Below are 23,581 nucleotides of genomic sequence, written 5' to 3'. Positions count from 1 at the left end.
CTGGAGATTCGTCCGCAACAACCACAAGCCACCCCTCACAGGTTATTGCAAGGGAAACATATGCACTGGCGAGGCATCCTCTCCTACACCGGCGTGATCATCGCCGCCGTGGGCCTGCTCATGCTCCCGGCCCTGGCTTGTTCGCTGTATTACGGGGATGCGGGCGTCACGCCCCTGCTGGTCTCCATGGTCTCGGTCAGCCTCGCGGGGCTGGCGCTGTACCTGGTTTGGCGCAAGCACGCTCCGGAAACCGTGACCAGCCGGGAGGCCATGAGCGTGGTGGCCCTGTGCTGGATCAGCGCCGGGCTGGTCGGGGCCCTGCCTTTCTACCTCGGCGGCGTGTTCGACACCTTTACGGACGCCTTTTTCGAGTCGGTCTCCGGCTTCACCACCACGGGCTCCTCCGTGCTCACGGATATCGAAGTCGTGGCTCCGGGTCTGCTGTTCTGGCGCAGCATGACCCAATGGATCGGCGGCATGGGCATCATCGTGCTGTCCGTGGCCGTACTGCCCATCCTCGGGGTGGGCGGCATGCACCTCTACCGGGCCGAATTTTCCGGCGGCAGACAGGACCGGATCAAGCCCCGGGTCCGGGCCGCGGCCCTGTCGCTGTGGAAGGTCTACCTGCTCTTTTCCGCCGTGCTGGTGGGTTTGCTGCTTCTGGGCGGGATGAACCTCTTCGACGCCCTGTGCCACATGTTCGCCACCATTGCCACGGGCGGCTATTCCACCAAGAATCTGTCCATGGGCCATTACCAGAGCGCTTATCTGCATCTGGTGGTCACGGTGTTCATGTTCCTGGGCGCGATCAATTTCGCTCTGCACTACCAAGCCCTGCGCGGACGTCCTCTGGCGTTGTGGCGCAATTCCGAAGCTCGATTCTTCACTCTGCTGGTCCTGGGCGCCATTGCCGTGATCGGCGTGACGCTTTGGACAAACCGGACCTACGAAACCCTGGGTGAAGCGTTCCTGTACAGTGCCTTTAACCTGGTCTCCATCATCACCACCACCGGCTACGCCACGGCGGACTTCGCCCTTTGGCCGCCACTGGCAGGGGCTCTTCTTTTCGCGGCCATGTTCATCGGCGGATGCGCCGGGTCCACTTCCGGAGGGGTGAAGTGCATGCGCGTGCTCCTGGCGGCCAGGCATATGTACAGGGAAAGCTTCCGGGTCATCCATCCCCAGGCCGTGGTCCAGGTCAAGATGAGCGGCAAGCCCGTGGAGGAAAGCGTAATCAGCGGAATCTGGGGTTTTCTGGGCCTGTTCGCGGCCCTGTACCTGGTGCTGTCCCTGCTGTTGGCGGCCATGGGGCTGGATATGGTCACCTCCTTCAGCGCGGCCATCGCGGCCATGGGCAACATCGGCCCGGGCTTCGGCGACGTTGGGCCGGCGCAGAACTTCGCCCACCTGCCCGCCGCGGCCAAGTGGCTGCTCGCCTGGGGCATGCTCCTGGGACGGCTGGAACTCTACGCCGTGATCATCTTCCTGCTGCCGGCCTTCTGGAGGGCGTGACGGTTAAAGTCCTGAGCAGGCGCTGTTGTGCCGATTATGTCTTCGAGTGCGCCTTCGATTGGGCCAGAAGGCTTTCCCAGTCTTCCGGAGGGCATCCTTTGTCGAGCATTTTCCGGAAGACCTTGTAAGCGTCGTTTCCACTGTCGTACGCCCTTTTTGTCTGCTCGTCGTTGACCCAGGCATAGAGAATGATTCGCTTTTTCTGATGATAACGGAAGAAGAGCCGGTATTGTTGAAAAAACTTGGCTCGGAGCCAGTGCTTGCGTTGGCCGCCCAGCGTTCCGCCCTGGCGGTATTCCGGACGCCGCGGGTCTTGGGGAATGATCTCGAAGGCCAGCTTGGAGATGGCGGCAAGACGTTTGGCGATATTTTTTTTCTGGTACCCTCGTGGGTCCTTGTCCCTCAGACTTGCCACTTGCGCGGCAAGCCGTTCTAACTGGTCCAGGAACAAAGGGTGGGCGTAAATTGACCATCCATTGACGACGAGTGGCCGTGCAGCGTCGCTCATCAATCTTCTTCCAACGGCTGGTCAAGATCCACTTGAATATTTTGCGCCAACGACGTGATCCGTTGGGCTAGACCACTGTCTATCGCCTGAATCCGTTCTGGATGTTGTTCCATGTCTCGGACCAGAAATGCGAGGAATTCCTCCAGCACGGGATCATTTTCCTCCTCGTCGACACGAGCAATGAACACTTCCCCCGCGTCAATGCTGTACCTGAGCCTATCCCCTTTCCCGAGTCCAAGGGTTTCCCGAACGACCTTGGGAATGGTGGTTTGGTAGCGTTCTGTCAGAGTTGACTCAAACAAAGTTGATGCTGGCATGATACCTCCTTCATGGCATTGGTTGAAGGTAATGCGCGTGCATTGCGGCGTCAACCCTGATTTTTGATCCGAACCATTCTTTTCGACTCGAATCAAATCCTGGCCGTGGCCAGGAACACGGCATGCAAGGTGCTGATCAGCAGGACGAACAATTGGTGAGATGCGACCGACGAGAGCCGGGCAAAGCCGTAGGTCAACCGACCGTCGCGGCAGCGGTGGATGCAGTCTCCGCAGAGGGTACAGGACAGGCCGGGTTTCCGGTTGACGAGGTGTTCCGGCTCCAGGGCGCCGTACCGGCAGACCCGGGCGCAGCGACCGCAGGCGTCGCAGTCCCGGTTGATGCGCAGCCGCCAGGGCAGCAGTCGCCCCAGGGCCACCGCGGCCAACCCTATCGGACAAAAGACCGTGCAATGGGCCATCACGCCCACTTTACGGGATATTGCGGCCATGATCCCCACTCCCACCAGTCCGAATCCGGCGGCCAACGTCACGGCCCAGGTCCAGTGTACGCCCATCAGGCGCAACCCCAGGGCCGTAACCATCACAAGCGCGAAAATACTCAGGCGGGCAGGGAAGGCCCAGGACGGCAGGCCTTGCGGACGTTTGGTCCGCAAGGCCGCCTGGTGGTCCCAGGCCCCGATGTAGCAGAGATGGCTGCACCAGGCCGGCCCCACCAGGAGAACCGTGCTCAGAAAGAGAGTGAGCATGAAGATCCCCTCCCCGCGATAGATCGGTCCGGCCAGGATCAAGGCCGGAACCGGCAGATGCAGGTCCCCGGTCATCAAGAACCGCTCCCATCCCGCTAAACCCAGGGCCAGTTGGCCGAAAAAGACCAGGGAAAAGAACAGCCACATCCGGGCACGCACCAGCGGAGCCCTCTCCGGATCCGTCAGCTTGCCCGCGATCCACGCCGCATAGAGGCCCATGCCCAGAATTTGGAGCACGCCGAAGCCCGGGAAAAAGCGGTCCGCGAGCAGGATCGGAAAGGAAACCTTGGCCTGGGCCAGCACCAAAGCGCAAACCGTGAGCAGAAACGCCCCGGCCTGGACCAATGCCGCTTCCGGCCTTCGGCGGAAGCGTTCTCGAAGAACGCGGGTTTCGAAAAACAAGGCTCCGCTGCCCGTGACCATGGCCACCGAGCCGAGGATCAGGGCCAGCCGCAGCCAGGGCAGGCCGACCACTTGGCGAAACTGGATCAGGTCCATCATGGCCAGTACCCAGACGGCCATGCCCGCTGCAAAGGCCGCTTGCAGCACCGGACGCACCCAGGCCTGGCGAAGAAAAAACAGGCCGGGCAAGGCCAGGCAGACCGCCACCATTCCCAGGTCGCCGGAACGCAGGTAATGGGCCGCCAGCAACAGGCAGGACAAGGTCGGCAGGGTCAAGGCTCCAAAAGTACGCAGGGTGGTGCGCAATGGAGATGTGGGCGAGGTCATACGGGCTCCGTGGTCCGAGGGAAGAGAGACTCATTGATAGGCCGAAAATCTTCGCGCCGGCCTTGATCTGGATCAATTTTTGATCTCGTCCCTTTTTGCTCTTCAACGTTACACAATTTGATTCAGATCAAGGCGCGGGATTGCCGCGAGGGCCAGAGTCGAGACAAGCTCGTTGGACGATTCGTCTTTGGTGACGTGCCGGGGAGAGACTCGAAAGAGCTTGTGCCAAATCTTCGATACTAACCCGACGTGTTGACGGATTTCCAGGAAAGTGGTTCAGACGGGAAGATAAATGCGATCATGAACTGCTCCGGGCGACGGGGCGGACGACCAAGCCGATAATCAGGCCGACAATCAAGCGACGGAGGTGCGGAATGCAAAGAATATTGGGCGACTTGCGGATCAGCGTCAAACTGATGCTGTTGATTATCGTGCCCATCGCGGCCATGCTGATCATATCCGGCGTAGTGCTCAAGGAGCGTCGGCAAACCATGGCGGACATGCAGCGGCTGGAGCAAATGATCCTGCTTTCGGTCAGAATCGGCAACCTGATCCACGACATGCAGGTGGAGCGGGGGCTTTCCGCCGGATTCGTCAGTTCCCAGGGCCGCGAGTTCGGCGCTGAGCTGAACGCGCAGCTTCGTCGCACGGACCAGAGCTTGGCGGCTTTTCAGGATTTCGTGGACACCGGGCTGGCAGGGCTGGAGAACGTGCGGTCCCAGGCCCAGGCGCAGTCCCGTGAACTGGGGCGACTGCGGGAGTTCCGCGCCGAGGTTTCCGCGCGCAACATCACCGGTATTCAAACCGTGGACAAGTATACCGGATTAATTGAAAGCCTGATGGCCTCGATCCGGGCCATGCCCAACGCCACCGACGACAGCGACGCCACCCGGGTCGCCGTGGCCTACGCGGCCCTGTTGCAAGCCAAGGAATATGCCGGCCAGGAACGGGCTATTCTGTCCAATATCTTCACCGCGCAAAGGATGACCGGAGAACAGTTACGGCGCTGGCTGAACGTGTTGGTCCGTCAGGATGAACTGTTCGACGTGTTCGTCGCCTACGCGCCGCCGACCCAGCGAACAGCCTTAACGAACGTCATGAACGAACACGGCCCGCGGGTGGCGCCGTGGCGGGATCGCGTCTTCTCCAGCATGGAGGGCGGGACGTTGGCCGGAGACGCGGGGCAATGGTTCCGTGACTCCACGTCGCGCATTGAGGGGTTGAAGCGTATTGAGGACACCTCGGCTCGGGACATGGAAGCCATGGCCGAGGACTTGGCCAGACAGGCCAGGAGCGCCTTTGCGCTGGTGTCCGCGCTGATCGCGGCGGCCCTGGTCGTGACCGGGTTGCTGGCCGCGGCCATCATGCGCGGCATTTCCGGTCCCGTGAGCCGGACCGTGAGCTTCGCCCGGGCCGTGGCCCAGGGGGACCTGAGCCAGAAACTGACCATCCGCCAGGGCGACGAGATCGGCGTGTTGTGCGACGCGCTGCGGACCATGGTCGACGCCTTGAAGGAGAAAATCGCCGAGGCCGAGGCCAAGACCACGGAAGCGGCCCAGGAGGCCGAACGGGCCAGACAGGCCACATCCGAGGCCGAGGCGGCCCGGGCCCAGGCCGAGCGGGCCAAGAAGGAAGGCATGATCCAGGCCGCGGCCAAGATCGAACACGTGGTGGAGCGGCTCAGCTCCGCTTCCCAGGAACTCAGCGCCCAAGTGGAGCATTCGTCCCAGGGAGCCAAAACACAGAAAGAGCGGATCACCGAAACGGCCACGGCCATGGAGGAAATGAACGCCACGGTTCTGGAAGTGGCCAGAAACGCCTCCAACGCGGCCCAGTCCGCGGATTCGGCCCGCCAGGACGCCCTGGCCGGAGCGGACGCGGTGCGCAAGGTGGTGGGCGCCATCGGCCGGGTCCAGGATCAAGCCACGGAACTCAAGACGAACATGGGCGAGCTGGCCAAGGCCGCGGACGGCATCGGACGGATCATCGGCGTGATCAACGACATCGCGGACCAGACCAACCTTCTGGCCCTGAACGCTGCCATTGAGGCGGCCCGGGCCGGGGACGCCGGACGCGGCTTCGCCGTGGTGGCCGACGAGGTGCGCAAACTGGCCGAAAAGACCATGGTCGCCACCAAGGAAGTGGAACAGGCCATCCATGGCATCCAGTCCGTGACCCAGGTCAACGCCCAGAGCGTGGATCAGTCCGTGACCATCATCCAGGACGCCACGGGCCTGGCCAACGATTCCGGCAAGACCCTGGAGCGGATCGTCGAGCTGGTGGCGGACACATCGGATCAGGTCAGCTCCATCGCCGCGGCCAGCGAGGAACAGTCCGCGGCCAGCGAGGAAATCAATCGGGCCATTTCCGAGGTCAACCAGGTTGCCGACGAAACCGCAGCGGGAATGGACGAGTCGGCCTCGGCGGTGAACGAGTTGGCTGAACAGGCTCAGGAACTGCAACGTCTGGTGGAGGTCATGGCCAAGGGGTAGAGGCTATTGCTTGACACGGCTCTTCCGTGCCGTACGCTGAATGTCCTAACCGCGTAGAGAGACGATGCACCTGCACCGTGCACCGACGGCAATCATGAAGCACCGGTTCTTTTCGATGAACGACAGGAGGACGTATGAGCATAAATTCCCGCCTGGCCTTGACTATAGGGGGAGTCATTCTTGTCGCCGCCTTGATCACGATTCTCTTTGTGAATGCCAGAATGAAAGAGCATGCCTTGCGGGAAGCCCAAGACAAGGCCCAGGTGATTCTGGATTCCAGGCTGGCCGTACATACCTACTTCTCGCATCAACTCAAGCCGATCCTGTTTGACTTCGCCGCGACGAACGCGCCTGAACTGGGCGAACAGTTCGAACCGGTATGGATGTCCTCATCATATGCCGTGCGTGAAATGGAAGAGTACTTTAAAGGATTGCATGACATTCCTTATTATTACAAGGAGGCGGCGATCGACGCGCGTCACCCGGACAACGAAGCCGACGCCCTGGAGCGGGAGTTCATTAAAAGGCTGAACCGGGACGACGAACTGGATCTTCTGTCTGAAATCCGGATATTCGACGGTGAACCCTACTTCACCGTTCTGCAACGCGGCGAAACCATGGAAGCAACATGTCTTCGTTGCCACTCCGAACCGGAGCGTGCCCCGCGGGGCATGGTGGAAGCTTACGGCTCGGAGCGCAGCTTTCATCGGACAGAGGACGAGGTCGTCTCAGCCGTGTCCATTCGGATTCCTCTTGAGGCGGCATACACCTCCGTCAATCAACTCACCTTGCAGTTGGCCATTGCGTTCGGGACCGTACTCGTGGGCCTTTTCTGCGTGACCGTGATCCTGAACAAACGCTGGATATTCAATCCGTTGGGGTATCTTCGCGACAAGGCCCAGGCCATTGCCACGGACCCCGCGCACCTGGGAGAGCAGATCAAGCCGCCAAAAGGCACGGAACTGGTCGACCTCGCCAACACGTTCAACAGCATGTCCAAAGCTCTCCAAATTGAACGAAACGAACTTGAAGATCGTGTTCGCCGACGGACGATGGAACTTGAAACGTCCAATGCCAAGCTGCGAAGAGAAATGGCTGAACGCGAACAGGCCGAAGAGATGATCAGGCTGGTCAACCAGCAGTTGCGGATATCCAATGAGGACAAAGACAGACTCTTTTCCATTATCGCCCATGACCTGAAATCCCCTTTGACCGGACTGATGACCTCAACACAGATGCTTGCCGAGGATATTGATGTCTTTTCCGAACAGGAGGTAACCCGTCTGGCTTCAGAGTTGCACAAAAACACAAACCACATGATGGCTCTGCTTGATGATCTGATGCAATGGGCGCGCATGGGTCAAGGCAACATGGAGTTTATCCTTGAGCCATCCAGTATGCATGAACTGGCGAGCATCAGCCTGAATTCGACCCAGGGCGTGGCCGACCAGAAGGACATCTCCATCATCATTGATATCCCCCGCGACATGACGGCCATGATCGACAAGCCGATGATCAACACCGTCATTCGCAATCTGCTCTTCAATGCCGTGAAATTCACGCCCCGTGGCGGAGAAATTCTCGTCACGGCCCGACAAGAAGGCGACGTTATTCAGATGGCCGTGAAGGATAGCGGTATCGGCATAAACAAGGAAAAGCTGTCGAACCTCTTCACCATTTCCAGGGACAAGCGCCAGCTTGGGACGGAAGGCGAAAAGGGTACCGGCCTCGGCCTGGTCATCTGCAAACAGTTCATCGAAAAGCACGGTGGTCGAATCTGGATGGAAAGCAAACCAGGACAGGGAACGACCGTTTTTTTTACGCTGCCAAAAGGGCGGGCATGACCTCGTGTAGCAACCATCACAAAGAGATGCGGCATGAAGCAAGTGGACATGAGTCATGCGGACGGGGTCGCCGTTGAGTCGACGGGAGGCATGACATCCGTCGCGTCGCGCCTGATCGTGGCGTTGCTCCTTATCGGCTTGGTCGTATGGATCGGCCTGGGCGTTGCGCAGCGGATGCAAGCGCGTCTGCATCCGGAACCGGCCCGAATCCCTCCGCCCATTGCCGTGGAGGTCATGTCCGTTCAAACCGCGCCCTTCGTCCTGACCCGGGAGTATCAGGGCACGGTGGAGGCGGACACGCGAGCCGTGGTCTCGGCCAGGGTTCCGGGCAAGGTGCTTGCCTTCGCCTTGCGGGAAGGTCAGGCCGTATCCCGGGGCGCGGAGCTCGTCCTCCTGGACGACACGGAATCGCGCCGGGAGGTGGAGCGCCTGATGGCTTTGGAGGAACGGATCGCCGGGGAGCTGGACCTGGCGCAGACCACCTTGCTGCGGGAAAACGAACTCTTCCGCCAGGACGGCATCGCCCAGGCGGCCCTGGATGCTGCGCGGCAGCGCGTACACGCCTTGCAAGCCCAGGCCCGTGAGGCACGAGCCGCTCTGGATCTTGCCCGGGCCAAGGTCGACTATGCCCGTGAGCAGGCTCCTTTTGCCGGACTCGTGCAGGAAGTGTTCGTGCACGAAGGGGAGTTCGTCGGCATCGGAGCGCCCCTGATCGCGTTGACCAGCCAGGAACGGCTTAAGGCCGTGGTGGCTGTATCCCAGGGCGATGCGTCCGACATTCATGCCGGGCAACCCGTGTCCCTGGGCGTTCCGGCAGTGGGCCAAACCTGGCCCAGCCGGGTAGAGCTGGTGCATCCGACCCTGGACCCGGCCACACGTAATCTGACCCTGAGCGCTTTTTTTCCTCCGGACGCATCGACCGGTCACCCCGGCGGGACCGTGCGTCCCGGCATGGCCGTGCGCGCCGTGCTGGAGCACACGGACGAAGAGGAGGTGATCCTGATCCCGGCTAGGGCCATCCACCGAGGGCAGACTTCGGCCAGGGCCTTTGTCGTGGAAGGCGGGGTCGCCGTGCGCCGGGATCTTGAGCTGGGTCCATCCCGGCAGGGCTGGGTTCAGGTGCTGTCCGGTCTGGCTCCCGGCGAGAGGTTGATCACCACCTTTAATCCTCGATTGGCCACGGGAGAGGCGGTCTTTGTTGCTTCAGAACCCGGAGAAGCTCGAGAGCCGAAAGCGCCCCAGGAGCCCGAGGGAGGAAGGTGACCATGCGTTGGCCGGAGCTGGTCTTGCGGCACAAACACGCTGTCCTCGCCCTGCTCGCGGCCGTGATGATCCTGGGCGTCCAGGCGCGATTCCAGCTTCCGGTCCAATTGTTTCCGGACACCAACCCGCCCACGGTGACCGTGATCACCGAATACCCCGGCATGGCCGCCGAAGACGTTGACCTAGACCTGACCAAGTTGCTGGAGGAGGAATTCACCGGACTGGACGGCGTGACGCGGATCAGTTCCACCAGCCAGACCAATCTGTCCGTGATCCGCCTGGAATTCCAGTACGACAGGGTCTCGGCCCTGGCCGCGGTGGATGTCCAGAACGCGGTCGGCCGCGTGCGTCGCGACCTGCCCGCCGCCGTGGGCGAGCCCCAGGTGCTGGAATTTTCCACATCGGACAAGCCCATCATCACCGTGGCCCTGAGCTCGCCGGGCACGCCCCCTGAAATACCATTGGACGAGGTGCGGGAACTCGCGGACAACGAAATCCGGGAACGCATCCAGCGTCTTCCCGGCATCGCCGCGGTGGACGTCTTCGGCGGGTCCAAACGCGAGCTGCACGTGGCCGTGCATCGGGACCGGCTGGAGTCCCTGGGGCTGGATTTCGACCACGTTGTCCGCACTCTGCGAAACTGGAACATTTCCGCTCCGGGCGGACGCATCGAGCACGGCGGGCTGGAAAGCGTGATCCGGTTCGAGGAGCCGATCCGCGGCCCCGAGGACGCCCGCGGTCTGGTTCTTGTCGCCAAGGGCGATCAGCGGGTTTTCCTGGGCGACGTGGCCGACGTGCGGTTCCGGCCCGGAGAGGATCGCTCCGCCTTTCGCCATGACGGCCGACCGGCCATCGCCGTGCAGGTGATCAAGCGCGACGAGGCCAACACCGTGGAAACGGCCCGGCTGGTGCGCGAGGCCCTGGCCGAGTTACGCCTGGGCCACCCCGGGGTGGACATGGCCGTTGCCGGGGATGATTCGGAGTTCACGGAACGGGTCATCGCGGACATGACCCGCACGGTGTTTTTCGCCGTGCTCCTGACCGTGCTCATCGTGTTCCTGTTTCTGGCCAATCTGCGCCAAGCAGCGATCATCGCTCTGTCCATCCCCACGGCCTTCCTGGCCACGTTCTCCCTGATGCAGCTGGCCGGGCTGGATCTGAACATGGTCACCATGTCCGCCCTGGTTCTGGCCATCGGGCTGCTGGTGGACGACGGCATCGTGATCCTGGAGAATATTCACCGCCAAATGGCCGTGCTGGGCAAGGCCCCGCGAACCGCGGCCGTGGACGGCGTGTCGGAGTTGTTCGCCGCCAAGCTGGGAGGAACCCTGACCACCCTGGGCGTGCTCCTGCCGTTGATGTTTCTGGGCGGCTTCATCGGCAAGATGTTCGGCCCGTTGTCCATGACTCTGGCCTTTGCCCTGGCCTCGTCTTTTTTCATATCCGTGACCCTGATCCCCCTGCTGGGCGCGTACTGGCTCAAGCCGCCCCGCGAAACGGGCTTTCAGGCCGGGCTGGGCGCGATTTTGACCCGCTGGTTTTCCGGCGTGCGCGTCCTGTACCTGGCCGGTCTGCGGTCCTCCCTGCGCCATCCCCGGCTGACCCTGATCCTGGCCGCGGCCTTGCTGATCGCCGGGCTGGCCATGCTGCGCCTGTCCGGCAGCGAGATGCTGCCTCGGTTCGACTCGGGCAGTTTCCGGGTGCTGGTGGATCTCGCGCCGGGCACTCCACTGGAAGACACTCTACGGGCCGTGAACGTGGCGGAACGGTTTCTGGTGGACAATCCCGTCGTCCTGCGCACCACGCTGCGCGCCGGACACGAAGTCGGCGCCCGGGCCATGGGGGACCGCGGGGCCATGGGCGTGAACCAGGCCGAATTCGCCGTGGACCTGACCCCACGCACCGAGCGTCTGGAAAGCCAGTGGCAGATCATGGACCAGGTCCGCCGCATTCTGGAACGCACCCCCGGCGTGACCCTCGGGGTGCCCAAGGAAATGGGCGGCACGGCCAGGGCCTCCACCAGCGCCTCCATCGTCGTGCGCGTTTCGGGCAACGATCCGGTCCTGCTGGATCGAACCGCGAAAGAACTGCTGCGCCACCTGGGCGGCGTCCCCGGAATTTCCGACCTGTACGCGAACTGGAGCCTGGACACGCCGCAAATCAAGGTCCATCTGGACCATCAACGGGTCGCGGAACTGGGCCTGACCGGAAGCCAGGCCGCCCGCATCGCGCATCAGGCCCTGGACGGCCAAGTGGCCACGAACCTGCGTCAATCCCCGCGCCGTGACCTGGACATCGTGGTGCGCTATGCCCATGCGAATCGGCAACACCTGGAAGACCTGGAAAACATCCTGCTGAACACGCCCCGCGGCCCGGTTCCGCTGCGTGAAATCGCTCGGCTGGAGCACGGTTTGGGGCCGCGCATCCTGACCCGGGAAAACGGACAACGCACCGTGGAGGTGCATGGATTTCATTTCGGACGCCCGCTTTCCGAAGTGGTCGCAGACGTCTCCGCCCGGTTGCGGGAGTTCACTCCCCCACCCGGGTATCAGACGGTTCTGGCTGGTGAGCAGAGCGATTTCGCGGAAGCCCGCGCACGCATGCTGCGCGCCTTGGCCCTGGCCGGATTGGCCGTGTATCTGATCCTGGTGATCCAGTTTTCCAGCTTCAAGCACCCCCTGACCGTGATGTCCGCCATTCCCCTGCAGTTCACAGGGGTCGGCGCGGCCTTGATCATTGCCGGAAAATACGTGTCCATGCCCGCGCTTTTGGGCATCATCTTGCTGGTGGGCATCGTGGTGAACAACGCCATCATCCTGCTGGACCTGGCCCGCGGCAGAATTCAGGACGGCCTGGAACCTGAGGAAGCCGTCATCGAGGCAGTGAGCACCCGATTTCGGCCGATCATGATGACCAGTCTGTCCACCATCGCGGGCATGCTCCCCCTGGCCTTGGAAATGGCCGTGGGCGCGGAGCGGTTTTCTCCCATCGCCACCGTGATCATCGGCGGCGTCACCGCCTCCACGGTCCTCACCCTGATCGTCATCCCGACCTTGTTCGTGGCTCTGGAGAAAAGAGATTCCCAAAAATGAACGGCGTGATAACGCGGTGCCCCATATCAAGCCCGAAGAAGGCGGGCATCCCGGCCATGTTTGCCATGGTTTGGCATACGACTCAACTATTTGATATCGTTGGTGATTTTTGTCAAAAAATCCAATACTCTCAAGCGGCTTTGGAGCTTTTTGACATAGATCAAGGCGCGACGTACGAACTACTGTATAACTGGAATCGTGTTCGACGAAAGACCCTTTCACCAACCATAGATTCAGAGGAGGCGGATCATGACCATGTTTTGTTACCAGTGTGAACAGACGGCCAAGGGACAGGGATGCGAAAAGGTCGGCGTGTGCGGCAAACAGCCGGACGTTGCCGCGTTGCAGGACTTGCTGGTGTATGCGCTGCAAGGGCTGGGACTGGTGGCCCATGAGGGCCGCAAGGTGGGCGTGAAGAGCGCCGAGGCCGATGCCTTTGCCTGTGAGGCGCTGTTTTCCACGTTGACCAACGTGGACTTCGATCCGGAGCGGTTCGTGCCCCTGATCAAGCAGGCCGTGGCCTATCGCGAGGAGCTGCGGGCCAGGGTCAAGGCCGCGGGCGGCGTCGCGGAATTCGATTCACCCGAATCCGCGTTTGAACCCGCCCCGAGCATGGACGGACTGGTCCACCAGGGCGAAGAGCACGGGCTGCACAACGACAAGGTGACCGACCCGGACAAGCGCTCCCTGAAGCACACCCTGTTGTTCGGCATCAAGGGAGTCTCGGCGTACGCGGATCATGCCCGCATTCTCGGGCAAACGGACGACTCCGTCTACGCCTTCATTCATGAAGCCCTGGCCACCATGACCCGCACGGATCTGGAGCTGCAGGACTGGCTGGGCCTGGTGCTGCGCTGCGGCGAAGTCAACCTGAAAACCATGGAAATTTTGGATGCGGCCAATACCGGCGCCTACGGCGACCCGGTTCCCACGTCCGTTCCCCTGGGGCCGAAAAAGGGCAAGGCCATCCTGGTTTCGGGTCACGACCTGAAGGATCTGGAAGAGTTGCTCAAGCAGACCGAAGGCAAGGACATCACCATCTACACTCACGGTGAAATGCTCCCGGCCCACGGTTATCCCAAGCTGAAGGCCTACCCGCACTTTCATGGCCACTACGGCACGGCCTGGCAGAACCAGCAGAAGGAATTCAGCGCTTTTCCCGGGGCCATTCTGATGACCACCAACTGCATCCAGCGCCCTCAGGAAAGCTATAAGGGCAACATCTTCACCACCGGTCTGGTGGGCTTTCCCGGAGTGCAACACGTCAAAAACGGAGAGTTCGGCCCGGTGATCGCCAAGGCCCTGGAAATGCCCGGCTTCACCGAGGAAGGTCCCGACAAGACCGTGATGACCGGCTTTGCCCGCAACGCGGTGCTTTCCGCGGCGGACAAGGTTATCGACCTGGTCAAGAACAAGAAGATTCGGCACTTCTTCCTGGTGGCCGGCTGCGACGGGGCCAAGCCCGGCCGCAACTACTACACCGAGTTCGTGGAAAAGGTCCCGTCGGACTGCGTGGTCCTGACCCTGGCCTGCGGCAAGTTCCGTTTCTTCGACAAGGATCTGGGCGCCATCGACGGCCTGCCCAGGCTGCTGGACATGGGCCAGTGCAACGACGCCTACTCGGCCATCCAGGTGGCCGTGGCCCTGTCCAAGGCCTTCGGCGTGGGCGTGAACGAGCTGCCCCTGTCCCTGGTCCTGTCCTGGTACGAGCAAAAGGCCGTGGCCATCCTGCTGACCCTGCTGCACCTGGGCATCCAGGACATCCGCCTCGGACCCTCACTGCCGGCCTTCACCTCGCCCAACGTGCTCCAGGTCCTGGTGGACACCTTCAACATCAAACCCATCACCACCCCGGACGAAGACCTGAAGACCATTCTCGGCTAGCTGGGGGGCGAGGAAACTGAGTGAAAGGGGGGCGCAACGCCCCCTTTTTTGTTTTTGGTTACGTTTTGGGCATCCAGAGAAAACAATTCCTTTTTCCAAACTTGACCCAGGTCAAGGCGGCCGAATCCTCAATGCGGCATACAGGACGCACGCGCACGGGAAGCACGTCCGGCGCGATCGCCAACCGCGACAACAAGGAGAGCCGAACCATGACGACGCACCTGAAAGAAATGAGAGATATCGTACGCATCGACGAAGACCTGTGCGACGGCTGCGGCATCTGCGTGCCCGGCTGCGCCGAAGGGGCCATTGAAATCATTGACGGCAAGGCCAGATTGGTGGCCGAGAAATACTGCGACGGACTGGGCGCCTGTCTGGGCACCTGCCCCAAGGACGCCATCACGGTCGTCAAACGCGAGGCCGACGCGTTTGACGAGGAAGCCGTGGAGGAGCGGCTGCACGAACTCAAGGCCGCGGAGCAGGCGCAAGCCGACCCGAAGCCGAAAGCGGCCCCAACCCTGGGCTGCGGATGCCCCGGCTCGGCCATGGCCACCTTTGCCCCGGCCAAGCCCGCGCCCAGCGTTTCCGCGGCCGCTTCAGGCCCGCGTTCCACGGATCAACCGGTCTCGGCCCTGACCCACTGGCCGGTCCAGATTCGGCTGATCCCCCCGCACGCACCGTTTTTGAAGGGCGCGAACCTGCTGGTGGCCGCGGATTGCGCTCCGGCCGCCTACCCGGCCCTGCACCAGGAACTGCTGCCCGGCAAGGTGATCATGCTCGGCTGCCCCAAGTTCGACGACGCCCAAAGCTATGTCGAGCGCTTCGTCGACATCTTCAACCAGGCCGGGATCAACAGCATCACCGTGTTGTCCATGGAAGTGCCCTGCTGCGCCGGGCTGGCCGAAATCGTCCGCCGGGCCCTGCTCGTCTCCGGCAAACACATTCCGTACCAGGAAATCGTGATCACCCGCCAAGGCCGAGTAGCTCCTCAAGGCAGGGCGGAGTTCAAGGGCATGCAGCCTTTGTAAGAGCGAGTGCAGCTACTCAGCACGAAGTAATTCTATTGCCGGGGTCGGAATCGGAATCGGGATCGAAAACGCTGGGATGCGTTCCAAATTCTTCTTGTTTCGATTCCGACTCCGATACCGATAGCGACCCCGACCCCGATTGCCGGAGCAAGAGGGGACACAAGATGTGCTGAGGAGATACAACACCTTTAAACCAAGGAGTACCGTCATGAAGAAGATCAATCTGTTCGAAGCCAATGGCTTCAACGACCTGGGGCTGAGCAAGTTTCTGGTGCACGATTCCCCCTACTTCAAAATCCTGAACTTCAACTTCAAGGCCGGGCAGCAACTGCCCATCCATTCCCACGACATTGAAGGTCAGCTTTCGATCCTGATCGTTGAAGGCGAAGGGGAATTCCTGGCCAAGGACGGAACCCTCCCGGCCAAGCCCGGCGACGTCCTGGTCTGCGACATCAGCGTGCCCCACGGCATCAAGGCGACCACGGACATGCGGACCTTGGTGACCATCGCTCCGCCGATTTGATGAATTCCATCACCAGTGAACAAATAAACGGGCCGGACTTTTCAGTCCGGCCCGTTTATTTGTGATCGCCTGGAGGCCGAATCGGAATCGACGGATTCAGCTGCTGGTATCCAGCACCAAGGCCTCGGCAAAGAGGCGGAACCAACAGGGTGGAGGTGCATTCCACGATTACCGCGGGGTCGGGGAAGTGGTTGTCAACCAGCTGGGCCGGCTGAGCACGAGGACGATTTTCGCGGCCATTGCCTGTTTGATGGGAAACGGATAAGATTTCAAGTTTGGCGCGCCACAAGGGGAAACGCTCCTTGTGGCTTTTTTTACCCGGAACAGCGGTCACGGACTCTTCGGAGCGACGTGACCCTCAGAAGGATCGTTATGAACACCGAAACCATCCAGGCCGGCAGTTCGGTCGAATCGGCATGTCGCAAATGCAAAACCGTCACGGACCACCATGTGGTGGTCATGATCGATGAAAAAATCGGCAAGGTGCAATGCAAGGTGTGTGGAGGGCAACACGCTCACCGCCCCCCCAAGGCGCCCCCTGCTCCCAAAGCCGCCGCCCAGCCCAAAGCACCGGCTGAAAAAAAGCCCAGGGCTTCAGCGACCAAGAAACCCGCGGGTCCCAAAAAGCCCTCTCCCGAGGCCCTGGCCCTTTGGGAAGGCAAGATCGCCGCAACTGCCCCGGCGGACGTCAAGCCCTACGCCATGACCGCGGCCTTTGAGGACGGCGACGTCATCAGCCACTCGGTTTTCGGCCCGGGGTACGTTCAGCGGTTCATCAAGCCGAACATGATCGAAGTGCTGTTCGAGGACGGCTTGAAAATGCTGCGGTGTTGCGCCGAAGCGCCCGAAGCCTCTGGAAAGTCCTGATCCGACCGCCGGGAGCCTTCCGTAGCGGCGCACCGCCGCTTTCGCACCCTCATGTCACCCGTCAGCGATCCTTCCGTCCCGCTTCCCGCGCGCGCCACCGAGAACAATCCCTCGCCAGGCCCGCCAGGAAGCCCTCCAAGCGGACCGGCTGATCCGACGGCATCTTACGACCCGGCCTCCTCCCGCAAGATCCTCGCGGTATTGTGGGTGCTGCTCTTCGCCACCTGGAGCCAATTCATGATCGTGGCTCCGTTGCTGCCCCAGATCAGTGTCCGCCTTGCTGTTCCGGAGGTCCATCTGGGCTGGCTGATTTCCGGGTACGCCATCTCCATGGGCGTCTGCACCCTGTTTTGGGGGCCCATTTCCGACCGCCTCGGGCGCAAGCGCCTGTTGATGCTGGCCAGCGGCCTGATGGCCCTGGTGCTCTTCGCCCATTGGTGGGCCCACTCCTACTCGGCCATGCTCCTGATGCGGGTCCTGGCCGGAACCGTCGGCGGCGCCCTGACCACCGGGACTCTGGCCGCGGTTGGGGACTACATCCCTCCGTCCCATCGCGGATGGGCCACGGGCTGGATCATCAGCGGCTTCGCCGCCGGACAGATCTTCGGGGTCCCGGCCGGGGCCTTTCTCTCCGGGGTCATGGACGACCGCCTGCCCTTCGTCTTGCTGGGGCTGCTCATGACCGCAGCGGGCTGGCTGGCCTGGCGCTGGATGCCGACCCTGCCGCCCACCCCGTCCATCTCCTGGCCGGCAATGCTCAGGGACATGCGCCGGCATCTGACGACTCCCCGGTTGCTGGCCGGGTGCGGGGTTGGAGTCTGTCTTTTCGGCGGCATGGGGTTGTTCGTCCCGTTCTTTCCATTATGGATGGAGCGCTCCCTGCTGCTGACCAGCCAGCAAGTAGCCTGGGTCTTTTCCATCGGCGGCGTGGCCGTGGTGATCAGCAGCGTGGTCATGGGCCGGCTCTCGGACCGGATCGGGCGCTCCGGCTTGATCATCTTCGGCTCCCTGGGAGTGGGGCTGTTCATGCTCGTCAGTCCGTTGCTGCTCCATTGGCCCGGCGGTGCGTACCTGCTCTTCGCCCTGATCATGGGTTGCGCCGCGGCCCGGGGCAGCGCCTTTCGGGCCCTGCAAACCGAACTGGTTCCCGCCGGAGAACTGGGCCGCTACCTGAGCCTGTCCGCGTCCCTGGAAAACATCGGATACGCCGCGGGCAGCGCCTTGGCCGGCCTGCTCTACGTGTCTTTCGGCTTCTCCGCCATCGCGGCGGCCTCGGCCATGACCGGCCTGATCGTCCTGGTGCTCGTCCGCGGGTTTCTCCGGCCCAATTGACGGTTCGGACAACGGATCAGATAACGGTTTGGGGCACGTTTTCATCGGCCACGATGTTGAACATTCGCCTTGTTCGGGTTAACCATGCCGGGGACGGTAGGAAAGCCGGACGTGGGCGCGCCGCCCGAGCCTTTCACAGGGCCTCCCACCGCATCGACATCAGAACCAGAAGAAAGGAGCTATCCATGGACGACGCATCGCGCAAGGACGGCATGTTTCACGAAATGGAGCGGGAACCCGAGGAGCAACGCCGAGACGGTAAATGGCGGGCGGCCAGGGATCTGGTCCGCCGCGCCTGGATTGAGGCGCCCGCGTTCAAGGCCAGGCTGGAGGGCGTTGGGCTGACGCCGGAGGACATCGATTCTCCGCAAGACTGGTCCCGTATTCCGGTGCTGCGCAAGAAGCAGTTGATCGACCTGCAATGCTCCGGTCCGCGTCTGGGCGGGCTGCTGACCACGGACCTGGGCGATCTGCGCCGACTCTACTTTTCCCCCGGACCCATCGCCGACCCCGAAGGCCCTGGCCGGGATTTTTGGGGTTGGACCGAGGCGTTTTACGCCGCGGGTTTTCGCAAGTCCGACCTGGTGCAGATGACCTTCGGCTATCATCTTACTCCGGCCGGACTGATGCTGGAGGAGCCGCTCCGCGAACTTGGCTGCGCCGTAATCCCGGCCGGACCGGGCAATACCATGCAGCAGGTGGAGATCATGACCGCTTGGCCGGTGACCGGGTTCGTGGGCATGGCCAGCTTTTTGAAAGTCATCCGGGACAAGGCAGTGGGGCAGGGCAAGGACCCGCGTCGGGACTTCCAGCTCAAAACCGCCTTCGTGGCCGCCGAACGGCTGACCGAGTCCGTGCGCCAGGACCTGGAAAGCAGTTTCGGCATGCTGGTCCGTCAGGGGTACGGCACCGCGGATTTGGGCTGCATCGCCTACGAGTGCCCGGCCCTTGGCGGGATGCACCTGTCCTCGCGCTGTCTGGTGGAAATCTGCGACCCAAAAACCGGCGAGCCGCTTCCAGCCGGCGAGATCGGCGAGGTGGTGGTCACCCCGTTCAATCCCGTGTATCCGCTGATTCGCTTCGCCACCGGGGACCTTTCCCGGCTGGTCACCGAACCTTGCGCTTGCGGACGCACCGCCCCCAAACTGGCCGGCATCCTGGGCCGGGCCGACGACACGGCCAAGGTCAAGGGACAGTTCATCTATCCGCACCAGGTGGCCCAGGCCATGTGCCGTATCCCGCCCGTGGCCCGGTGGCAGGTGGTGGTGTCCAACCCCAAGGGCAAGGACCGCCTGGAACTGCGGGTGGAGCTCAGCGAGGCCGTGGAACCGGAAAAAATCCAGGCCGTGTTCCAGGAAGGGTTGAAGCTGCGCCCGGAAGTAAGAATTCTCGGCGACGGTGAAAGGCTGGGTGAAAATGCTCCGCCTTTGGTGGATGAACGGACGTATGAAGATGGGAAGTAGAACGTGGTCCGCGGCCGAAACCCCATCGGCCCGGTGCATCGCCCCCGGGTGCTTGCCAGACGAATTGAGCCGGTCTAAGAGTTCCCGAACCGGTTTTCCCCTGAGGAGGGACGCATGGAAGACGCCGCCAACCTGACCAGCTTTGCCTCGGTCATGCTCATTTTTATTTCCGCGGCCTTTACGGACAATATTCTTCTGACCCGTTTCCTGGGCATGTGCTCGGTCCTGGGCGTGTCCAAGAAAGTGGACACCAGTCTGGGACTGGGGGCGGCGGTGATTTTCGTGACCACCTGCACCTCGGGGCTGAATTATCTCGTCTACAGGTATCTGCTGGTGCCCCTGGAGCTGGAGTATTTGCGACTGATCGTGTTCATCGTGGTCATCGCCGCTTTCGTCCAGTTCGTGGAAATGGTCGTGGAACGCATCTCCGAGGGGCTCTACAACGCCCTGGGGATATTCCTGCCGTTGATCACGGTCAACTGCGCCATCCTCGGCGTCTCGCTGTTCATGCTGGGCACGCCCTACAACCTGCTCCAGACCTTGGCTTACGGGGCCGGAGCCGGCACGGGCTGGGCCCTGGCCATCGCCATCATCGGCGGCATCCGCGAGAAGATCAACGAGCAAGCCCTGCCCCGCGGACTGGCCGGGCCGGGGATCACCCTGATCGTCATCGGGATCATGTCCCTGGCCTTTGTCGGATTTTCCGGCATGATCCGGATTTAACGACGACGTCCAGAACCGAAACGACGCCACGAACACGGCGCTTCCTCCCAACCTCCATCCACACGACGTTTTATGTTCGCTTCCATCGGTCTCGCCGTCGGCTTTCTGTCCGGCATGACCCTCCTGCTGGCCATCCTGCTCGTCTTTGCCGAACGCCGCATCCTGAACTACGGCCCCTGCACCCTGGACATCAACGACGGCAAGAAGTCCCTGTTGGTCACCGGCGGTTCCTCCCTGCTCTCCAGTCTGGCCGACAACGACATCTTCATTCCCTCGGCCTGCGGCGGACGGGGCAGTTGCGCTTACTGCAAGGTCAAGGTCCTGGACGGCGGAGGGATGGTCAGTCCGGTGGAAGAGCCCTACCTGACACCCGAGGATCTCAAGGCCAACGTCCGACTGTCCTGTCAGGTCAAGGTCCGCGGAGACATCAAGCTGGCCATCCCGGACGAACTGTTCCTGGCCAAGCGCTTCCAGGGCAAGCTGGTGCACAAGCGCAAGCTGACCTACGACGTGGTGGAACTGCGCATCGCCTTGAACCAGCCGGAATCCATCGACTTCGTCGCGGGGCAGTACATCCAGCTGGAGTCGCGGGAGTACGCGGGCCGCGACGCGGTCATGCGCGCCTACTCCATCTCCTCCATCCCCTCGGACAACCGCCATGTGGAAGTGATCATCCGCAAGGTGCCCGATGGTATCTGCACCACCTGGGTTTTCGACCTTCTTGAGGAAGGGGAGGAGGTTTTCTTGAGCGGTCCCTTCGGCGACTTCAAGCTCTCCGACACCAAGGCCCCGGCGGTATTTCTGGCCGGAGGCAGCGGCATGGCCCCGATCTGGAGTATTCTGCGAGACATGCGCGAACGCGGAGACGACCGTGAGGCGATCTACTTTTTCAGCGGCCGCAATCAGGACGACCTGTTCTTCACCGAGGAACTCTTCGCCCTGGAAAAGGAGCTGCCCAACTTCCGCTACGTGCCTTGCCTGACCAGGGAAGATCCCGATTCCGACTGGAAGGGTGAACGCGGCCGCATCCCCGCGGTCCTGCCCAAGTACATTTCGGACGCCACGGCCTACGAAGCCTACCTTTGCGGCTCCTCCAACCTCATCGACGCCTGCGTCGACGCCATGAAACAGCGCGGCCTTCAGGAACCGAACATTTTCTACGACAAGTTTGAGTAGCTGATCACCGTCCACCACATCTTCGACACCCACTCCCCACAGGGCCCTCCCCGAGCCGGGGCACCTCGCGAAGGATCGCTCCATCCTCGCCCGCATTTTTCACGCCATTCGACGTGTTCCTGACGTACGGACTCCACATCTTTGCTTGAACACGATCCTCATCTTGCCGTCGCGAAACGGTGGTTGACATGGCTGGCTGGCAGCGACTAACAACTGCCAGCTATTCATGAACAACCTCGAAATTGAGGTCGTCATGACCGCGGTTTCCGTGCCGAGGGGCCCTTCGCCAAGGGTCAAAACCCCCGGCACGGCGTCGGCAATGTATCCAGAAAGCCCCTTTTCCGCGCCACTCTATTGTTCAACGGAGAACACCGTCATGCATCGAATGATCATCGCCGTCCTGGGGATTTTCACCCTGCTGCTCGCCCTAGCGGTACAGCCAGCCTTCGCGTTCGAGGACCTCCTTTCAAAAAGAGCGACCACTCCGCAGCGTGAGTCGGTTCCAGCTCATGATTTCGGCGACAACGACCCCAACGTCATCGTGGCCCTGGGTGACAGCATCACCGCCGGATACCCCTTCGTAACGCAGGAAGAGACGTACCCGGCCCAATTGCAGGCACTGATCGGAAGAACAGTGGTCAATGGGGGCTCCGGGGGCGCACGCGCTTATCATGGCGTGCAAGTCACCGACTATTTTCTGCGGCGCTTCAAACCCGGTTACGTCTTGATCATGTACGGCGCCAACGACGTCATGGAACGATCCGCTCACACTATTGCCAACGATTTGTTAACCATTGCCCGGAAGGCAACGGAGAACAAATCCATACCCGTCATGTCTACGATCACCCCGGTGGACGGACCAAAAATCGGCAGAAAAAACGCCATCCTCAACCTGAACGAAGTCATCAAAGCCAGAGCCGCTGAGTTCGGCTATCTCGTGGCCGACGTGGCCCCGGTCCTTGGCTGGGAAGGCCAGTACCTCCTCCCCGACGGACTGCACCCCAACAGCGCCGGAATGGAAATCATCGCTCAAACCTTTTACGAAAAAATTCTTGAAGCGGAGAACGAAAACGGCGGTGGCGGTGGCGGCGGCTGCACCATTGCCGCTCATGACCGACTCACTGGAGATTGGTTGATCGTGCTCGCGAGCCTGTTCGCGCTTTTCTTCCTTGGCCGACGTGGTCGAAATACGTACCCGGCGAGAAGCGCGAGGTTTTCACTGGCCAAGCGCAATAAATGAATGCGTCGGCAGGGCGACCAGGCAGTCGGAGTGGATAGCACGAGACCTCCGAAGGGCGGGAACGACGGAAGATTTTTTGTCTTCAGTTCAACGACATGGTCAACCAGGCCGGCAGTTTCCGCCAAGCCGTACGCATTTCAGCGCGGATACGCAGCGCTTGCGTCTCGTGCATGGCCACCAGGGCCCAGAAGTCCGGACCGTGATTCATGATTCGGGTGTGGCAGAGTTCATGGACCAGGACGTAGCGGGTCCAGGTACGGGGCAGGAAAAGCAGTTTGCAATTCAGGCTTATGCGCCCGTGACGGGAGCAGCTTCCCCACCGCGTGCGCTGGTCGCGGACGGTGACCCTGGAAAAGGGCATCCGCAGTTCACGCGCCAGTTCGCCCAGCCAACCCGGCAACACGGCGGCGGCCTTGGCGCGGACCCAGGCCCGAAGCGCTTGGGCGCGGTCTTCGTGTCGGCCCGACTCCGGCCCGCAAACCTGGAGCACACCTTGGGTCGCGACGCGCACCCGGGTCGACGATGGCGCTTGATTCACATCCGGACCGGCATATCGGACATCCCAGCGTTCATTTAAGGCCGGAAGATGGATACATCCCGGCAACGCGAGATTCCCGGCCCGCGCCGTGCGTTCCTGTTGTGCGAACCGATGCAGATGGCGGGCGATCCAGCGGGATTTGGTCTGGATCAGTCGCTCCAGATCCTCGCGAGGCGGAACCGCCCCGGCGGGCACGATCACCACCATGCCCTCGGCGGCGGACAGCCTGAGCCGGATTCTTCGGGCGCGACCGGACTCCTGAATCCGGTAAGGACAGGACCGCCCGTCGGCCAGTTCAACGCGCTGCATGCTTCCCATCATAGCCCAGTCCACCCCAGGTGTC

Annotated in this window: 18 protein-coding genes; 14 read left to right on the top strand and 4 right to left on the bottom strand. The window is 61.9% G+C overall.

The features are described 5' to 3' along the window. Positions 1 to 60: 60 nt before the first annotated feature. Positions 61 to 1,512 (top strand): TrkH family potassium uptake protein, encoded by a 1,452-nt coding sequence (locus DESLA_RS0114225; RefSeq protein WP_028572983.1) that lies wholly within the window; start codon positions 61 to 63, stop codon positions 1,510 to 1,512. Between the two features lie 34 nt (positions 1,513 to 1,546). On the opposite strand, the gene DESLA_RS0114220 is transcribed toward DESLA_RS0114225, so the two are convergent. From DESLA_RS0114220 to DESLA_RS0114210, 3 genes are all read right to left on the bottom strand, one after another. After that, positions 1,547 to 2,020: a type II toxin-antitoxin system YhaV family toxin gene (locus DESLA_RS0114220; protein ID WP_028572982.1), complete on the bottom strand. Its 474-nt coding sequence runs from the start codon at positions 2,018 to 2,020 to the stop codon at positions 1,547 to 1,549. Continuing rightward, the gene (locus DESLA_RS0114215; protein WP_028572981.1) at positions 2,020 to 2,337 is read right to left on the bottom strand and encodes a type II toxin-antitoxin system PrlF family antitoxin; all 318 of its coding nucleotides are present in this window, start codon (positions 2,335 to 2,337) and stop codon (positions 2,020 to 2,022) included. Before DESLA_RS0114215 ends, DESLA_RS0114220 begins: the two co-directional genes overlap by 1 nt. 92 nt (positions 2,338 to 2,429) lie before the next feature. Continuing rightward, complete coding sequence (locus DESLA_RS0114210) at positions 2,430 to 3,773, bottom strand: 4Fe-4S binding protein (protein ID WP_051434710.1); 1,344 nt, start codon at positions 3,771 to 3,773, stop codon at positions 2,430 to 2,432. Positions 3,774 to 4,147: 374 nt separating this feature from the next. Between DESLA_RS0114210 and DESLA_RS23490 the strand changes: the two genes are divergently transcribed. The 13 genes from DESLA_RS23490 (at position 4,148) to DESLA_RS21900 (ending at position 22,700) form a co-directional block, all read left to right on the top strand. Continuing rightward, positions 4,148 to 6,265: a methyl-accepting chemotaxis protein gene (locus tag DESLA_RS23490; protein WP_051434709.1), complete on the top strand. Its 2,118-nt coding sequence runs from the start codon at positions 4,148 to 4,150 to the stop codon at positions 6,263 to 6,265. A 134-nt stretch (positions 6,266 to 6,399) separates the two neighbouring features. Continuing rightward, positions 6,400 to 8,109 carry a sensor histidine kinase gene (locus DESLA_RS21905; protein ID WP_051434708.1) on the top strand — a complete coding sequence of 570 codons (1,710 nt, stop codon included), beginning with the start codon at positions 6,400 to 6,402 and terminating at the stop codon, positions 8,107 to 8,109. 33 nt (positions 8,110 to 8,142) lie between these two features. After that, positions 8,143 to 9,372, top strand: coding sequence for an efflux RND transporter periplasmic adaptor subunit (locus DESLA_RS20650; protein ID WP_051434707.1), 1,230 nt, complete (start codon positions 8,143 to 8,145; stop codon positions 9,370 to 9,372). Positions 9,373 to 9,374: 2 nt separating this feature from the next. Next, on the top strand, positions 9,375 to 12,464 hold the full coding sequence (locus DESLA_RS0114185; RefSeq protein WP_028572979.1) for an efflux RND transporter permease subunit: 3,090 nt from the start codon (positions 9,375 to 9,377) through the stop codon (positions 12,462 to 12,464). Between the two features lie 255 nt (positions 12,465 to 12,719). Then, positions 12,720 to 14,348 carry a hydroxylamine reductase gene (gene hcp, locus DESLA_RS0114180; RefSeq protein ID WP_028572978.1) on the top strand — a complete coding sequence of 543 codons (1,629 nt, stop codon included), beginning with the start codon at positions 12,720 to 12,722 and terminating at the stop codon, positions 14,346 to 14,348. A 209-nt stretch (positions 14,349 to 14,557) separates the two neighbouring features. Further along, positions 14,558 to 15,376, top strand: a complete 819-nt coding sequence (locus tag DESLA_RS0114175; RefSeq protein ID WP_211239060.1) for a 4Fe-4S dicluster domain-containing protein — start codon at positions 14,558 to 14,560, stop codon at positions 15,374 to 15,376. A 208-nt stretch (positions 15,377 to 15,584) separates the two neighbouring features. Beyond that, positions 15,585 to 15,899 (top strand): cupin domain-containing protein, encoded by a 315-nt coding sequence (locus DESLA_RS0114170; protein WP_028572976.1) that lies wholly within the window; start codon positions 15,585 to 15,587, stop codon positions 15,897 to 15,899. Between the two features lie 372 nt (positions 15,900 to 16,271). Continuing rightward, positions 16,272 to 16,766 (top strand): hypothetical protein, encoded by a 495-nt coding sequence (locus DESLA_RS20645; RefSeq protein WP_035261870.1) that lies wholly within the window; start codon positions 16,272 to 16,274, stop codon positions 16,764 to 16,766. Between the two features lie 51 nt (positions 16,767 to 16,817). Then, positions 16,818 to 18,098, top strand: coding sequence for an MFS transporter (locus tag DESLA_RS0114160; protein ID WP_084032094.1), 1,281 nt, complete (start codon positions 16,818 to 16,820; stop codon positions 18,096 to 18,098). A gap of 185 nt (positions 18,099 to 18,283) precedes the next feature. Beyond that, a complete protein-coding gene (locus DESLA_RS0114155; RefSeq protein WP_245590067.1) occupies positions 18,284 to 19,561 on the top strand; it encodes a phenylacetate--CoA ligase family protein in 1,278 nt (425 codons plus the stop codon). A 114-nt stretch (positions 19,562 to 19,675) separates the two neighbouring features. Continuing rightward, a complete protein-coding gene (locus DESLA_RS0114150; RefSeq protein WP_051434705.1) occupies positions 19,676 to 20,284 on the top strand; it encodes an electron transport complex protein RnfA in 609 nt (202 codons plus the stop codon). Positions 20,285 to 20,356: 72 nt separating this feature from the next. Further along, positions 20,357 to 21,460, top strand: coding sequence for an NADH:ubiquinone reductase (Na(+)-transporting) subunit F (locus tag DESLA_RS0114145; protein ID WP_028572972.1), 1,104 nt, complete (start codon positions 20,357 to 20,359; stop codon positions 21,458 to 21,460). A 226-nt stretch (positions 21,461 to 21,686) separates the two neighbouring features. Beyond that, the gene (locus DESLA_RS21900) at positions 21,687 to 22,700 is read left to right on the top strand and encodes a GDSL-type esterase/lipase family protein (RefSeq protein ID WP_084032093.1); all 1,014 of its coding nucleotides are present in this window, start codon (positions 21,687 to 21,689) and stop codon (positions 22,698 to 22,700) included. A gap of 82 nt (positions 22,701 to 22,782) precedes the next feature. Here the strand turns inward: DESLA_RS21900 and DESLA_RS20635 are convergent, their stop codons facing one another. Next, a complete protein-coding gene (locus DESLA_RS20635) occupies positions 22,783 to 23,547 on the bottom strand; it encodes a M48 family metallopeptidase (protein ID WP_169732634.1) in 765 nt (254 codons plus the stop codon). Positions 23,548 to 23,581: the final 34 nt, after the last annotated feature.

Source organism: Desulfonatronum lacustre DSM 10312 (assembly GCF_000519265.1).
Taxonomy (GTDB): Bacteria; Desulfobacterota; Desulfovibrionia; order Desulfovibrionales; family Desulfonatronaceae; genus Desulfonatronum; species Desulfonatronum lacustre.
This window is presented reverse-complemented; position numbering and strand designations above follow the sequence as displayed.

Bases quoted from the DNA above. Each gene is read 5' to 3' on its own strand.
- DESLA_RS0114225 (WP_028572983.1), top strand. From the start codon at position 61: ATGCACTGGCGAGGCATCCTCTCCTACACCGGCGTGATCATCGCCGCC.
- DESLA_RS0114220 (WP_028572982.1), bottom strand. From the start codon at position 2,020: ATGAGCGACGCTGCACGGCCACTCGTCGTCAATGGATGGTCAATTTAC.
- DESLA_RS0114215 (WP_028572981.1), bottom strand. From the start codon at position 2,337: ATGCCAGCATCAACTTTGTTTGAGTCAACTCTGACAGAACGCTACCAA.
- DESLA_RS0114210 (WP_051434710.1), bottom strand. From the start codon at position 3,773: ATGACCTCGCCCACATCTCCATTGCGCACCACCCTGCGTACTTTTGGA.
- DESLA_RS23490 (WP_051434709.1), top strand. From the start codon at position 4,148: ATGCAAAGAATATTGGGCGACTTGCGGATCAGCGTCAAACTGATGCTG.
- DESLA_RS21905 (WP_051434708.1), top strand. From the start codon at position 6,400: ATGAGCATAAATTCCCGCCTGGCCTTGACTATAGGGGGAGTCATTCTT.
- DESLA_RS20650 (WP_051434707.1), top strand. From the start codon at position 8,143: ATGAAGCAAGTGGACATGAGTCATGCGGACGGGGTCGCCGTTGAGTCG.
- DESLA_RS0114185 (WP_028572979.1), top strand. From the start codon at position 9,375: ATGCGTTGGCCGGAGCTGGTCTTGCGGCACAAACACGCTGTCCTCGCC.
- hcp (WP_028572978.1), top strand. From the start codon at position 12,720: ATGTTTTGTTACCAGTGTGAACAGACGGCCAAGGGACAGGGATGCGAA.
- DESLA_RS0114175 (WP_211239060.1), top strand. From the start codon at position 14,558: ATGACGACGCACCTGAAAGAAATGAGAGATATCGTACGCATCGACGAA.
- DESLA_RS0114170 (WP_028572976.1), top strand. From the start codon at position 15,585: ATGAAGAAGATCAATCTGTTCGAAGCCAATGGCTTCAACGACCTGGGG.
- DESLA_RS20645 (WP_035261870.1), top strand. From the start codon at position 16,272: ATGAACACCGAAACCATCCAGGCCGGCAGTTCGGTCGAATCGGCATGT.
- DESLA_RS0114160 (WP_084032094.1), top strand. From the start codon at position 16,818: ATGTCACCCGTCAGCGATCCTTCCGTCCCGCTTCCCGCGCGCGCCACC.
- DESLA_RS0114155 (WP_245590067.1), top strand. From the start codon at position 18,284: ATGGACGACGCATCGCGCAAGGACGGCATGTTTCACGAAATGGAGCGG.
- DESLA_RS0114150 (WP_051434705.1), top strand. From the start codon at position 19,676: ATGGAAGACGCCGCCAACCTGACCAGCTTTGCCTCGGTCATGCTCATT.
- DESLA_RS0114145 (WP_028572972.1), top strand. From the start codon at position 20,357: ATGTTCGCTTCCATCGGTCTCGCCGTCGGCTTTCTGTCCGGCATGACC.
- DESLA_RS21900 (WP_084032093.1), top strand. From the start codon at position 21,687: ATGAACAACCTCGAAATTGAGGTCGTCATGACCGCGGTTTCCGTGCCG.
- DESLA_RS20635 (WP_169732634.1), bottom strand. From the start codon at position 23,547: ATGCAGCGCGTTGAACTGGCCGACGGGCGGTCCTGTCCTTACCGGATT.